This is a genomic window from Cupriavidus ulmosensis (genome assembly GCF_977008105.1).
This window is the reverse complement of the sequence record NZ_CDRMWP010000002.1, coordinates 765,492-778,070: the sequence shown is the minus strand read 5'-3', so window position 1 is coordinate 778,070 and position 12,579 is coordinate 765,492. Positions and strand designations below refer to the sequence as shown.

General features: G+C 62.4%; 12 protein-coding genes. 3 read left to right on the top strand and 9 right to left on the bottom strand.

Annotation, left to right across the window (positions count from 1 at the left end):
• Window positions 1-60: 60 nt before the first annotated feature.
• From ACWTPI_RS23340 to ACWTPI_RS23315, 6 genes are all read right to left on the bottom strand, one after another.
• On the bottom strand, window positions 61-291 hold the full coding sequence (locus ACWTPI_RS23340) for a hypothetical protein (protein WP_156173944.1): 231 nt from the start codon (window positions 289-291) through the stop codon (window positions 61-63).
• A gap of 119 nt (window positions 292-410) precedes the next feature.
• Window positions 411-905, bottom strand: a complete 495-nt coding sequence (locus ACWTPI_RS23335) for a hypothetical protein (protein WP_454732859.1) — start codon at window positions 903-905, stop codon at window positions 411-413.
• A 174-nt stretch (window positions 906-1,079) separates the two neighbouring features.
• Window positions 1,080-1,667: a TetR/AcrR family transcriptional regulator gene (locus ACWTPI_RS23330; protein WP_020200671.1), complete on the bottom strand. Its 588-nt coding sequence runs from the start codon at window positions 1,665-1,667 to the stop codon at window positions 1,080-1,082.
• Between the two features lie 179 nt (window positions 1,668-1,846).
• Window positions 1,847-2,467 carry an HD domain-containing protein gene (locus ACWTPI_RS23325; RefSeq protein WP_454732858.1) on the bottom strand — a complete coding sequence of 207 codons (621 nt, stop codon included), beginning with the start codon at window positions 2,465-2,467 and terminating at the stop codon, window positions 1,847-1,849.
• A gap of 310 nt (window positions 2,468-2,777) precedes the next feature.
• Complete coding sequence (locus tag ACWTPI_RS23320) at window positions 2,778-4,286, bottom strand: M81 family metallopeptidase (protein WP_454732857.1); 1,509 nt, start codon at window positions 4,284-4,286, stop codon at window positions 2,778-2,780.
• A gap of 14 nt (window positions 4,287-4,300) precedes the next feature.
• Window positions 4,301-5,620 (bottom strand): MFS transporter, encoded by a 1,320-nt coding sequence (locus ACWTPI_RS23315; protein WP_059413668.1) that lies wholly within the window; start codon window positions 5,618-5,620, stop codon window positions 4,301-4,303.
• 160 nt (window positions 5,621-5,780) lie between these two features.
• Here ACWTPI_RS23315 and ACWTPI_RS23310 point away from each other — a divergent pair, with 160 nt between their 5' ends.
• The gene (locus ACWTPI_RS23310; protein WP_029043113.1) at window positions 5,781-6,743 is read left to right on the top strand and encodes a LysR family transcriptional regulator; all 963 of its coding nucleotides are present in this window, start codon (window positions 5,781-5,783) and stop codon (window positions 6,741-6,743) included.
• Window positions 6,744-7,007: 264 nt separating this feature from the next.
• Here the strand turns inward: ACWTPI_RS23310 and ACWTPI_RS23305 are convergent, their stop codons facing one another.
• The gene (locus tag ACWTPI_RS23305; RefSeq protein ID WP_454732856.1) at window positions 7,008-8,003 is read right to left on the bottom strand and encodes a LysR family transcriptional regulator; all 996 of its coding nucleotides are present in this window, start codon (window positions 8,001-8,003) and stop codon (window positions 7,008-7,010) included.
• Between the two features lie 73 nt (window positions 8,004-8,076).
• Here ACWTPI_RS23305 and ACWTPI_RS23300 point away from each other — a divergent pair, with 73 nt between their 5' ends.
• Window positions 8,077-9,279 carry a M20 aminoacylase family protein gene (locus ACWTPI_RS23300; RefSeq protein WP_454732855.1) on the top strand — a complete coding sequence of 401 codons (1,203 nt, stop codon included), beginning with the start codon at window positions 8,077-8,079 and terminating at the stop codon, window positions 9,277-9,279.
• Window positions 9,280-9,328: 49 nt separating this feature from the next.
• The gene (locus ACWTPI_RS23295; protein WP_454732854.1) at window positions 9,329-10,297 is read left to right on the top strand and encodes a tripartite tricarboxylate transporter substrate binding protein; all 969 of its coding nucleotides are present in this window, start codon (window positions 9,329-9,331) and stop codon (window positions 10,295-10,297) included.
• A 158-nt stretch (window positions 10,298-10,455) separates the two neighbouring features.
• Here ACWTPI_RS23295 and ACWTPI_RS23290 read toward each other — a convergent pair whose 3' ends face one another.
• Together ACWTPI_RS23290 and ACWTPI_RS23285 are read right to left on the bottom strand one after the other, a co-directional pair.
• Window positions 10,456-10,755, bottom strand: a complete 300-nt coding sequence (locus ACWTPI_RS23290; protein ID WP_441602927.1) for an ArsR/SmtB family transcription factor — start codon at window positions 10,753-10,755, stop codon at window positions 10,456-10,458.
• A 666-nt stretch (window positions 10,756-11,421) separates the two neighbouring features.
• Window positions 11,422-12,552, bottom strand: a complete 1,131-nt coding sequence (locus ACWTPI_RS23285; RefSeq protein WP_454732853.1) for an alkene reductase — start codon at window positions 12,550-12,552, stop codon at window positions 11,422-11,424.
• Between the last annotated feature and the right edge of the window lie 27 nt (window positions 12,553-12,579).

Sequence of the window (12,579 nt, the reverse complement as noted above, 5' to 3'; positions counted from 1 at the left end):
ACAGCCAATACCCTGATACAAGATACGGAAATACACGTAGTTGCCCGGGCCGCCAGCCAGCTATTTGTTGTTTGCCGCGCGCGCATGTTGTATCAGGCGCAGCAACCAACCCGCGCACGACTCCACGTACTCGTCAGCTTTTCGCCCCGGGTATCCTGCGCTTAGTTTGATGGTCAATCCTTGCCCATTCAGCCACGCCTCCACGCCCTCCAAAGCTTCGTCATCGTCAAGCATGATTTTCATGCTCTCCAGATTCCCGTTGTTCTCTACTATGCCATTGTCAGCATGCATGGTTCGCTCCCAGATTCATGCCTCCGCATCGATGCGGCGTGAAGTCCAGAGGATCGACGGATCGCACTTCATTTCCCGACAAGATCGTGTCGGGAAATGTCGTTGGCGCAAAACTCCGCTTATGCACGGCCGCGGTACGAACGAAGCAACAGGAACTGCAATAACGATCCCAGCAAGAAAATCCCCAGCCACGCGGCAAGCGCGCCCCGCACGACGGGGGACTCAGGACCGCTCGCCAGGGGATGGCTGACAGGCAACCGCGTCAGCGTCTCATTGATCCCGGGGACTAACAACAGAAAGAAGCTGAACGTGAATGCGAACTGGGACAGGTATCGCCGCGCATGCCCCAGGATTCCTATCCGCGGAACGAATACGCCGCCCAATATCGCAACCAGCGCAACGATGCCCAGTGCGTGGCCGACATTGAAACCGCCTGTGCTGGACAAGCCAAACGATGTGAGTACCGAGACCACCATGCCGGACAAGTAGATCCTGGTGGACAGGTTGATGCTATCCATTTTCTGATATCGGGCGAAGCTATAGAGACCCGCTGCGAAAGTCGCCAGGCTGAGAATGGTGTGACTCGCGCCCAACGCGGAGATGGGATTAGGCATAGGACAATGACTCCTTCTGAAGGTAAGAAAGGCCCCCCGATCGCCGCAACGCGGGCGGCAGCATGGATGAATGCACGGGCGACAATGACGACTTACAAAACAAACAACCAACTAGTTGGTCGATACAGCAATTCAAAAATTAGGCGCCGTAGCGCCCGCATGGGTGGTGGATGTTCAACTGACCGCGCTTAAGCGACTTATTGCCACTCTCGAAATGGCCTGAAACGACTCCGCATTGCCCAAGGCTCTTGCCGTCAGCATCGCGCCATGTATCGTGGACATGAAGGTCTGAGCCTCAACAAACGCGCTGTCGCACAACTTGAACTGAGACCTTGCCACGCCACTGTCCAGAACCGTGGCGATCCAGGTCGTCAAGTCGTTGAAATAACCCCTGACCTGGTCCGCAATCTCCTGCGGGATCATGGGCAATTCTGTAGCAAGCATGACGCAAATGCACATTGACGATGTGCCATCGCGGATGCATTCGGCCCAATAATTGGCGTAGGCCATCAATCGTGCCAAGGGATCCTCGATGTTCCGGTCGAGAGCTGCCAATCCTTCCCGAGCCTGCTGCCGGTGCCGCGTGACCACCGTCAGCACCAAGTCCGCCTTGCTCGGGAAATGATGATGGATGCTGGGCTTTCCGATGTGCACCAGTTTGGACAGATCCGCATAGCTGAACCCGTGATAGCCGCCTGCGACAAGCAGTTGCTTCGTGTGCTCTGCAATTTCGGTCGCCCGGGGGGACAGATCAACGCTCATGGATACTCATCCGAGTTACTTATAAGGCACGCATGGAATGTGTCATGCGCGCTTGCTATCTCAACCAACCCAGCCAATCTACTAGTTGGTCGGTTCCGTGTCAATCCTTCGGATGGCCGTTGTTGATCCATCCCGACCGGAATGACGTCACGCGGCCTCCGGGACGTGGCCTTGCGATGTCAGGTTCCGTCGCCGGGCAGCGCATCGACTTTCCCCGCCCCACGTCCGGCAAAATGTTGCGTTACCCACCGCTCGCAAATGTCCCATAGCTCGGGTGCCCCCCTTTTGATGACGGGACCATATCGGGAGATAACCTGCTCAAGCGAGACGCCATTCTCCGTCCAGGTCCCGCCGCCGGTGAATATGTTGATGAGCAGCGGCTGAAAGCGATCAAGCGCCTTCGCGAACTTCGCGTCCTCAGTCTCAGCACGCTCAAATTCCTGCCACAGATCGAGAAACATGTCTCGTTGCGACAGCGGCAAAAGCCCGAACAGCCGTACCGCGGCCTTGAATTCTTGTTCAGCCTGCAATTCTCCACACACCTTCCCGTGAATCGGGAAGTCGCCGACGTCAACTTCGACGACGTCATGCAGCAGGAGCATCTGTATCACGCGGTAGGCGTTTACAGGCCCATTGGCATACTCGCTCAACACCAGTGCGTACATTGCCAGGTGCCATGAGTGCTCGGCGGAATTCTCCTTTCGACTTTTATCGAGTAGCGGTGATTGCCGCATGACGGACTTCAACCGATCGATCTCTCTCAGAAAATTCAGTTGCTTCTCCAAGGTCGTCCGCTGCATGATTTTTTCCTCTGAAAGTGAGGTCATAGTATGCAGAACAGGTGTCGACCTCCAGAGGCGCTTTGCCACGCCCGTCATCACGACGAGGCAACAGCAAGCTCGGCCGCGAACATGGCGGCAGCCTCGTCTATGCGACTGGCCCCGCGGCCCTCTCCGCGGCGTATGACGAGGTCAACAGCGGCACGACATTCCCGGAGTACCGTTGGGCACGGGCCGGTGACGGCGCAATGCCGGCGGAGCCACCGGTGGCTCCGCCGGCCAGCGATCCGGCATCGACCGGGCGAGCGTGCAATCGGAATTGCGCCGGATGTCAGCCGCCGAACGGCTGGCCCATTGGCTTGAGGCGGATGCCGGGCGCCAGGCGCGTCCAGGGCAGATCGGCCGGATCGGCGGTCATCGGCCCGGGGGCCTTTGCCACCAGCACCGCGTGCGCGATGCCCTGGAAGTCCGCGCGAAAATGGACCGAGCTCTTGTTCACCAGGATCTTCATCGCCTCGGGCTCGACGCCGCCAACGCGATAGAGATTGCGGTCGAGCATCTGTGCCTTGCCGCCGCTGACCACGACCTGCACGCCTTCGATGCCCAGCAGCGCCACGGGCCCGACATCGGCCTGCATGCCGTGCATCATCGGGCCGCCAAAACGGCACACACCGTCCGACAACCCCAGCACCTCGAAGCGCGCCTGCAGCGGCTCGTCGCCGGGCACGCCCGACACGCCACCAAGCGCCGCGTCGACCATCGCACCCACGCCTGCGCGATGCGCGGCCGCTGCCACCGCCGGATCCCAGATCAGCCCGATGGCCGCGCCCCGCGCGCCGTTGCGCAGCAGCGCGCGCAGCATGCCCATCGTGTTGGAATCGCCGCCGGCGCCGGGGTTATCCTGGGTATCGGCGATGACCACCGGACGCGTGGCCCCCTCCGCCATGCGCATGGCTTCGCGCACCGCGTCGTCAGGCGAGAGGAACGGTACCTCCCAGGCAGACTCCTCGGCCAGCATCCTGTCGTAGAGCGCCTGCACGGCAGCTTCGGCGGCGGCGTCATCCTCGCCATAGCCCCAGATCACAGGTCCGCACTCGGGAAAGTCGGCCGCCGGGAAGCCTGGCGTGAACGACAGCGACGCCACTGCGCCGGACTCCAGTTCGGCCAGCGCCGCGTACAAGCCGCGCGCCGGCTCCAGCATCGTGCACATGCCGTTGATGGGAATCAGGAACGGCAGGCGGCGGGCGGCAGCGCGCCAGCGGCGCGGGCCGGCCAGCAAGGTCTTCAGCAGTGCCGCGGCGCGCCCGCCGGTTTCCGCCATGTCGACGTGCGGATACGTGCGGTAGGCCACCAGCGCATCCGCGGCATCGAGCATGCGTTGCGTGACGTTGGCGTGGAGGTCGAGCGACGCCACCAGCGGCACGTCCGGGCCGATCACGTCGCGCAGCCGTGCCAGCAGTTCGCCTTCGCCATCGTCGGCATGCTCGGCCACCATCGCGCCATGCAGGTCCAGGTAAATGGCATCGAAGCCGCCCGCGCGGGCGGCCGCGACGATCTCGCCCGCGATGCGCTCGAACGCATCCTCGGTCACGTGCGCCGACGGACTTGCGCCGGCCCAGATCACCGGGCTCAGGGACCAGCCATTGCGCTGCGCGGCCTGGATGAAGCCACCGGCGGGGATATTCACATCGCGCAGCGCCAGCACATCGTTGCCGCGCACCAAGGCCGGAAAGCCCTCGCCGCGCTCGAAGCTGGCGTAGGTGGCCTTGGACGGCGCGAACGTATTGGTTTCGTGTTGGAAACCGGCAATCAGGATCTGGGGTACCACAGGACTCTCCATCTTCATGGTTATCTTCAGGCCGTCGCCGGGCTGCCTTGCGGCGCGGGCATGCGGTTGGCCACCAACGTCACCGCGCCGGCCACCAGCAGGGCCACCATCACCAGCAGGCCGGCCTGCATGCTGCCCGTGGCCGTGCGCACCCAGCCGATGATGGTCGGGCTCAGGAAGCCGCCGATCAGGCCTATCGTGTTGATGAGCGCGATGCCGCCGGCCGCGGCGTCGCCCTTCAGGTACTGGGACGGAATGGCCCAGAACACCGTGTAGGCCGCCCACATCATCGCCGTGGCAATCGTCATGCAGGACAGCGACACCGCCAGGTTGCCACTGGACAGCGTGGCCACGGCCAGCGCCACGGCGCCGATGAATGCGGGCACTGCGCTATGCAGGCGACGCTCGCCGCGCCGGTCCGAGCGCCGGCCGATGACGACCATGGCAATGGCGGCCGCGATATACGGGATCATCGAATACAGGCCGATCTTCATCGTGTCGGTAACGCCATCTGCCTTGAGAATGGAAGGCAGCCAGAAGCTCACCGCGTAGATGCCGCAGATCATCGTGAAGTAGGCGAAGGCCAGCAGGTAGACGCGCGGGTCGCGCGCCACCTGGCCGAACGAGTGGTGGCCTGCGCCGGGCGTGTGCAGCTCGGCGGCGAGCATGCGCTTTTCCTCGTCGGTCAGCCATTTGGCATCGGCCGGGCGATCTGCCAGCACGCGCAGGGCCAACACGCCCAGCAGCACGCACGGAAGCCCTTCCACCAGGAACATCCATTGCCAGCCTTCCAGGCCATGCGTGCCGGACAGTCCGGTCATCAGCCACGTCGACAGCGGCGAGCCGAAGATGCCGCCGAGCGGCCCGGCCAGCATCACGATGGCCATCACGCGCGCCATGCGCTGCTGCCCGTACCAGTACGTCAGGTAGAAAATCATGCCGGGCGCGAAGCCGGCCTCGAACACGCCGAGCAGAAAGCGCATCACGTAGAACGTGGTTTCGTCGCGGACGAACAACATGCAGGCCGACGTCAGGCCCCAGAGCACCAGAATGCGGCTGATGGTCTTGCGCGCACCAATACGGGGAAGCAGCAGGTTGCTGGGGATTTCGAACAGCACGTAGCCGAAGAAGAAAATGCCGGCGCCCAGCCCGTACACGGCGTCGGAAAAGCCCAGGTCGCCCTGCATCTGCAGCTTGGCGAACCCGATGTTGACGCGGTCCAGGTAGGCAAAGGTGTAGCAAAGCAGCAGGAATGGCAGCAGGCGCCAGTTCAGCTTGCGGTACAGGGCCTGCTGCGCGGCGCTGTCGTGCGCCGGCGTGGTGCGTGGGGGCAGTGTGGCAGTCATACGATTTTTCCCGTGGTCGTTCGTGGATGCGATGAACGTTGTGCTGGAGCTGTGTTTTAGTTTTCAAGCATCGTGAGTTAGACAAAACGACATAGCAAGAGCAACTTAAGTCGGTTATCGTTGCCTATTCAGCAACACGATGCATCAGGCGGACGTCGATATGCGAGAACTGAACCAACGCAGGCTGCGTTATTTCCACGAGGTGCTCACACACGGATCGATCCGGGGCGCGGCCGACAGCATCAACACGTCGCCATCGGTCGTCACGCGCCAGATTCGCCTGCTGGAAGAGGAAGTGGGCGCGCCACTATTCGACCGCCACGCACGCGGCGTGCAGCCTACCGAAGTGGCTCTGCATCTGCTCGAATACTGGCGGGGGTGCCGCGCGCAGCAGGAGCTGTTCGAAGACCGCCTGCAGGCATTGCGCGGCCTGCAGCACGGCCAGGTACGCATTGCCACGAGCGAAGGCTACGTCGATGGCTTGATGGACGAAGTGCTGACCGACTTCTGCGCGCAGTATCCGCGGCTCGATGTCACGGTGGATGTCCTGCCCGTCAACAACGTGCTGCAGGAGGTGGCGGAAAGCCGGGCGCATCTCGGCCTGGCCTACAACCCGCCCTCGCATGCCGACGTGCGCTGGGTGGCCACGTCGTCGCAGCCGGTGGTACTGCTGGTCCATGCCGAACATCCACTGGCACTGCGCGGCACGAATGTCGATGTGCGGGAACTGGCCGACTATCCGCTGGCGATGATGCCGCCGGCGTTCGGGCTCGGGCAGATCGTGCAGATGCTGGCGTATGCCGAGAACATCCAGATCCGTCCCACGCTGACCACCAATTCACTGGCCGTGCTGCGGCACTTCGTCAAGCGCCATCACGGCATCACGCTGATCGGCGCGTTTGCCGCCTATCGCGAACTGGCCTCGGGCGAACTGGTGACACTACCGATTGCCCATCCGCTGTTCGAGGCTGCCAAGGCACGGTTGCTGGTGAAAACGGGAAGGCCGCTGGGCATGGCAGCGGACACGCTGCTGGACCACATCCTGCGCGACATGTCGATGTTCGCGGCTCCGGCGCCGCGCGGGCGCGGACGATCCACGGCGCGCAAGTCGTCCCGAGCGTAAGAAAGCTCGGGGGTCGGCCTCGAAGACACGCGATGCGGACGTCAGCTCGCCACGCCCTGCCGCCACGTCCCGACGCGCGACGAACTTGTTCCAGCGGTGTGCCAGCAGGAAGTCACCGCGCCGATCGAGGCAGCCGATCGGATGGCCGATCCTCCGCCCGGTGGCTTGCAGCGCAATGCGCGAGACGACGACGAGAGAGGCTTGACAGAGAAGCCATCGGGACCATCTGCACGCTGCTCGTCGACCTCATCGATAAGCGCCTCCTCAGGTCCTGGCTCTCCTCGCGGACCTTGCGACAGCCGGTGCATCCAGCGCAGCCCCAACGAGCTCCTGCATGCGGCGGGCTGCCGCGGTCTGGATCCGCTCGGCTCGCACGATCACGCGCATCTTGGCGGATTCGAGCGCGGCGTTGGCGGTGCGAATCGCAACGAGGTCGCCGCGTGCGATTTCGCTGGCCGCGGCTCCCGCGGACAGAAAGGTCAAGCCCAGCCGCTTCATCACGAACCGCTTCAGCAACTCGATCGAACTGCTGGTGAGCGTCGGCGCAAGCTGAAGATTCTCCGCGAACTCGGCCAACCGGATCAACTGATGCAAGCCAAAGCCCGGGCCCATCGTCGCCAGCGAGTAGCGGCTCGCGTCCTGCAATGACGGGGTTGCACGACGCCGTGCCAGCGGATGGTCGGGCCAGGCAATGATGCAGACCGGCTGGCTTTGCTCCCGCACGATCTGAACATCCGGATGCGCTGGCGGATTCATGGCGATACCCAGGTGCGCTTCGTCGCTGGCGACTTTCCGCACTGCCTCCGCTGCGCTCGCCAGTTCGACATTGACCTGCACCCCGGGATACTGCTGGCCGAACGTATCGACGATGCCGTTCATCAGCAGATCCATATACCCCTCTCCGGCCACCACGTTCAACGTGCCACGCCGCAGCCCGGCAAGGTCGTCGATACGCTCCCGCAGCGCCTCTTCGCTCGCCATGCGATTGCGGCAATGCGCGATGACCAGCGCAGCCGCCTCGGTGGCAATGATCCCTCGGCCTTTGCGCTCAAACAGCGCCACTCCCAGATCCTGTTCCAGCAACTGGATCTGCCGGCTGACCACGGACGGCTCAACGTTGAGCCTGTCCGCAGCGCCCCGCACCGATCCGCACATGGCGGCCTCGTAGAAATATCCCAGCCGCTTTTCATTCAGCGTTCCCGCAGTCATTGCGCCGACCTCTACTGTTGACTTTAGAGCAACGAAACTCACCGAAATCATACATTGATCGCACGGTCCGTTGCACCGATGATGCTGTACACAACAGCGGCCATCGAATGCAGAAGGAAATGCCATGCCCGACGCGCACCTATGTCAGGTGGAAGATCTCATGTCGCAGGCGGAGGCTCTGACGAGTCTCCGCAGGTACATCCATGAACGCCCCGAGCTCGCCTATCGGGAACACGCGACCGCTTCGCTCGTTGGCGAATTGCTCGGCCGATGGGGCTATGACGTAGCAACCGGCATCGGTGGCACGGGCGTGGTGGCAACCCTGACAGCCGGCCACGGTGGCCGCAGCATCGGCATACGTGCGGACATGGATGCACTGCCGATTCAGGAGGCCACTGGCCTGCCTTATGCGAGTGCGGTTTCCGGCGTCATGCACGCGTGTGGACACGACGGCCATACCACCATCCTTTTGGGTGCGGCGCAGTACCTCGCCACGCATCGTCGCTTCGACGGCACGCTGCGTCTCTATTTCCAGCCGGCCGAAGAAGCCGGCGTGAACAGCGGCGCCGAGCGGATGATCGCCGAAGGACTGTTCGAGCGCTTCCATTGCGATGCGGTGTTCGGCCTGCACAACCACCCCGGCCAGCCTGCCGGCAGATTCCTGTTTCGGAGCGGGCCGTTCATGGCCTCCGGAGACAAGGTCACCATCACGGTGCGCGGGAAAGGGAGCCACGCGGCACGCCCGCACCTGAGCGTGGACCCGGTTGTCGTGGCGTCGAGCATCGTCATGGCATTGCAGACGGTCGTGGCCCGCAATGTCGATCCGGGCGCCGCGGCGGTGGTCACGGTAGGCGTGCTCCAGGCCGGTACCGCGAACAACGTGATTCCCGCTTCGGCCCGGCTGGAACTGAGTGTTCGTGCATTTGACCCGCGGGTTCGTGAACTGCTGCGCCAGCGCATCGAAGCGCTGGCCAATGCCCAGGCTCACGGCTACGGCGCCACGGTCGAGATTGACTATGTCCTCGGCTACCCGGTCGTCGTCAACAGCGACGCCGAGACTGCCTTCGCCATCGAAGTGGCGCGTGAGCTTGTGGGCGATGCCGATGTCGACGCGGCCTTCGAGCCGGTCATGGCCAGCGAGGACTTTGCGTTCATGCTGCAGCAGCGCCCCGGGTGTTTCCTGCGACTCGGCAACGGCATCGGCCAGGGCATGGGCGAGGGAGGCTGCATGGTCCACAACCCGCGTTACGACTTCAACGACGCGAACCTCCCGATTGGCGCCGCCTTCTGGGCCCGGCTGGTCGAGCGATACCTGCCTGTGGCGTGAGCCGCGCATTCCATCCCATTCCCTGCAACATCAGATCCATCGTCCCGCCATGAAGCACGTTTCCCGCATTGCATTGGCTATATTGGCCGCAACCACAACGGCTCTCACAAGCGCCGAACCCGCCTACCCGTCCAAACCTGTCAAGATCATAGTGGGTTACGCACCCGGCGGATCGGCGGATACGGTCGCGCGCCTGCTCGCCAACCGGCTCTCGATCCAGATGGGACAATCGTTCGTGGTCGAGAACCGCCCCGGAGCAGCTAGCAGCATCGCCGCCAGCGGCGTCGCGCGCGCGCCTGCCGATGGGTACACGCTGTTCCTTGGGTCCAACGCGAATGCCATCAATACCACGCTCTACAAGAAGCTCACCTTCGACATTCAGAAGGATTTCGCTCCCGTCGCTCTGGTGACAAGTTTCCCGAACGTCATGGTGGTCAATCCCGCACTGCCTGTGAAGACTGTTGGCGAGTTCATCGCCTACGCGAAGTCGCACCCGGACGGCGTGAACTACGGGTCCTCGGGAATCGGCTCGTCCACGCACCTGGCAGCGGAGATGTTCAAGTCGATGGCTGGCATCAAGATGGAGCATGTCCAGTACAAAGGTAGTGCGCCGGCCCTTACCGACCTCATGGCCGGCCAGGTTCAGGTGATGTTCGACAACGCACCGTCGGTGCTGCCGTTCATCCGCAGTGGCAAACTGCGCGCGCTTGCCGTTACCAGCGGCCAGCCGCAGGCGTTTGCGCCGCAGGTGCCAACGGTAAGCGGTTCGGCGCTGCCGGGCTACGAGGTGAAGTCGTGGTATGGGCTGTTTGCCCCGGCCCGCACGCCGCCGGCGATCGTGAACGCGCTGAATCAGCAGATCAATGCCGCCTTGCAGGAAGCTTCCGTGCGCGGCAATCTGGCTGCCCTGGGTGCGTCCCCTGAAGGCGGGATGCCCGAGGCGATGCGCAAGCATCTGGGGCAGGAAGTCACCAAATGGGCCGTGGTGATCCGAAGCTCAGGCGTCACAGCCGAGTAAGCAACACGGCATTTTCCGAATGGCATTCTTGCGGCCGGCTACTGGTCATGGGTAAGTCGTCGGAGTTCGCCAGCTTGCCTGGCGCCTGTAACGGCGCTCTCTTTCCGCCCAGGCAATGTCGGACAGCCAGCCTCATCTGCTCGCAAGCCCCTTAGGCATCAGATTAATCCCCCGAGCTTCTTCAGAAACGCGGCGATATTCTTCTCCTCCCGCTTATAGTAGGTCCACGGCCCCATGCGTTGCGAAGTGACCAGCTGAGCCCGCTGCAACGATGCGAGATACAGGGACACCGTGGACTGGGACAGTCCTGCCCGCTCCTGAATGCTGCTCACGCAGACCCCATATTTGTCCGCGTCAAACTCTTGGTCTGGAAAACTCTTCCCCGGGTCTTTCAACCAACCCAATATCGCCAGACGAGTTGGATTATCCAGAGCCTTCAGTACCTCGCCGACATCGATGCTCATAAGTTGCACATTAGCTTGAGAAAAATAAACCTGGGATCGATACCATCCCTCCGGACTGTATAGTATCAGGCATCGCTACCATCGCGCCGAGGACGGCAACGACGGCCTGCGTGCCATTGCGACAGCAACCCCGCGCCAGGCCTCACCAGAAGCGACCGTTACCCAATGCTCGCGTTGTCGGCCCCGATGTCGGCTGATGATCGCAATGCGATAGCAACCTGCAACCGCCTCACGGGATGAGAATGCCAAGCTCCTTGCCCGCGCAAACGATGCATCACATCCTGTCATCATTAACAATTTCAAAATGACTTATGGAATCGGGTCAGGATTTTTGCACCATTTTTTTCCATGACCTCATCCGCGGGCCGGCGACCGTACTTTAAATTCAAGATAATACGATCCACGCCGACGCTCCGAAACGCCTCCGGCAACTCGAAAACATATTCCGCTCCGGGCCTATATCCCAAATGCATCGGTAACGGCGGCAACGATGGCGAAGTATCAAGATCGATGTCAAGCGATTGCAGGAAAGACTTGTACGCCTCACCAGATTGCCTACGAACTTCTTGGCGCCACGTCTCCACGAAAAGCGGCTATGGCTCGAGGTCCGACCCGAACCCAATCGGGTCCTTGCCCTGATGCAGGACAAGGACCCGGCTCTTACTCCTGATAGGTCGGATAGCTCGTGTAGCCCTTCTCCGTGCCTCCGTACATGGTGCCGGGATCTACCGGATTCAGCGGCCAGTTGTTCGCGATGCGTGCCGGCAGGTCCGGATTGGCGATGAATGGGCGGCCGAAAGCGATGAGATCCGCGAGACCGGCATCCAACAGGCGCACACCGCGTTCGGCGGTATATCGGCCCGCGTAGAAGATGCGACCGCTGAACGTCTCGCGGACTGCTCGCCGAAAGTCTTCTGGCAGGTCAGGAGCGTTGTTCCAATCGGCCTCGGCAATCGACAGATAGGCAATGCCCGATTGCTCCAGGAGCTTGATGGCTTCGATGTACGTGGTATGCGGATCCGCTTCGACAAGACCCAGGTAAACGCGATCTTCGTCCGTGCTTTCGAACAACGGCGCGAACCGCACGCCCAGTCGACTCTTGCCGACCACTTCCGCAACGGCCGCCACGATCTCGCGCAGGAACCGCAGACGGTTCTCCAGCGAGCCGCCATATTCATCATCACGCTTGTTGCTATGCGCGGAGATGAACTGGTTGACCAGATATCCGTTGGCGCAATGGAGTTCGACACCGTCAAACCCCGCCTCCAGGGCATTGCGGGCGGCTTGCGCATAGAGCTGGACCAGCTCCCTGACTTCCGCGGTGGTCAGGGCACGCGGCTCGGAAGGCGGCGCCAAAGTGCCTGCCCCGGGGCCGGTTTCGATGAAAACACTGACCTGTTGGGCCGGAATGGCCGATGGCGCCACAGGCGCTTCGCCGCCCGGCTGCAGCGAGGTGTGCGAAACCCGTCCGACGTGCCACAACTGCGCAAAAATGACGCCGCCCTCGTCGTGAACCGCCTTGGTGACCTTCCGCCATCCCTCAACCTGCGCGGGACTATGGATGCCTGGCGTCCAGGCATAGCCCTGGCCGCGAGGTTCGATCTGCGTACCCTCCGTGACCATGAAACCAGCCCCGGCGCGCTGACGGTAGTAGGTCGCCATCAGATCGTTGGGAATATTGCCCGGTTGCGTGCTCCGCGAGCGCGTCAGCGGCGGGAGCACGATCCGGTTCTTCAGCCTGTATGGCCCCAGGCTGGTCGCGGAAAACAGTGAGGTAGCCTTAATTTTCATATTCCTAGATATTGAGAATAATAGATG

What these genes read in the sequence shown, in the direction of transcription:
- ACWTPI_RS23295 (WP_454732854.1), top strand. Translation starts at nt 9,329, where the DNA reads ATGAAGCACGTTTCCCGCATTGCATTGGCTATATTGGCCGCAACCACA.
- ACWTPI_RS23315 (WP_059413668.1), bottom strand. Translation starts at nt 5,620, where the DNA reads ATGACTGCCACACTGCCCCCACGCACCACGCCGGCGCACGACAGCGCC.
- ACWTPI_RS23325 (WP_454732858.1), bottom strand. Translation starts at nt 2,467, where the DNA reads ATGCAGCGGACGACCTTGGAGAAGCAACTGAATTTTCTGAGAGAGATC.
- ACWTPI_RS23330 (WP_020200671.1), bottom strand. Translation starts at nt 1,667, where the DNA reads ATGAGCGTTGATCTGTCCCCCCGGGCGACCGAAATTGCAGAGCACACG.
- ACWTPI_RS23340 (WP_156173944.1), bottom strand. Translation starts at nt 291, where the DNA reads ATGCATGCTGACAATGGCATAGTAGAGAACAACGGGAATCTGGAGAGC.
- ACWTPI_RS23320 (WP_454732857.1), bottom strand. Translation starts at nt 4,286, where the DNA reads ATGGAGAGTCCTGTGGTACCCCAGATCCTGATTGCCGGTTTCCAACAC.
- ACWTPI_RS23310 (WP_029043113.1), top strand. Translation starts at nt 5,781, where the DNA reads ATGCGAGAACTGAACCAACGCAGGCTGCGTTATTTCCACGAGGTGCTC.
- ACWTPI_RS23335 (WP_454732859.1), bottom strand. Translation starts at nt 905, where the DNA reads ATGCCTAATCCCATCTCCGCGTTGGGCGCGAGTCACACCATTCTCAGC.
- ACWTPI_RS23305 (WP_454732856.1), bottom strand. Translation starts at nt 8,003, where the DNA reads ATGATTTCGGTGAGTTTCGTTGCTCTAAAGTCAACAGTAGAGGTCGGC.
- ACWTPI_RS23285 (WP_454732853.1), bottom strand. Translation starts at nt 12,552, where the DNA reads ATGAAAATTAAGGCTACCTCACTGTTTTCCGCGACCAGCCTGGGGCCA.
- ACWTPI_RS23300 (WP_454732855.1), top strand. Translation starts at nt 8,077, where the DNA reads ATGCCCGACGCGCACCTATGTCAGGTGGAAGATCTCATGTCGCAGGCG.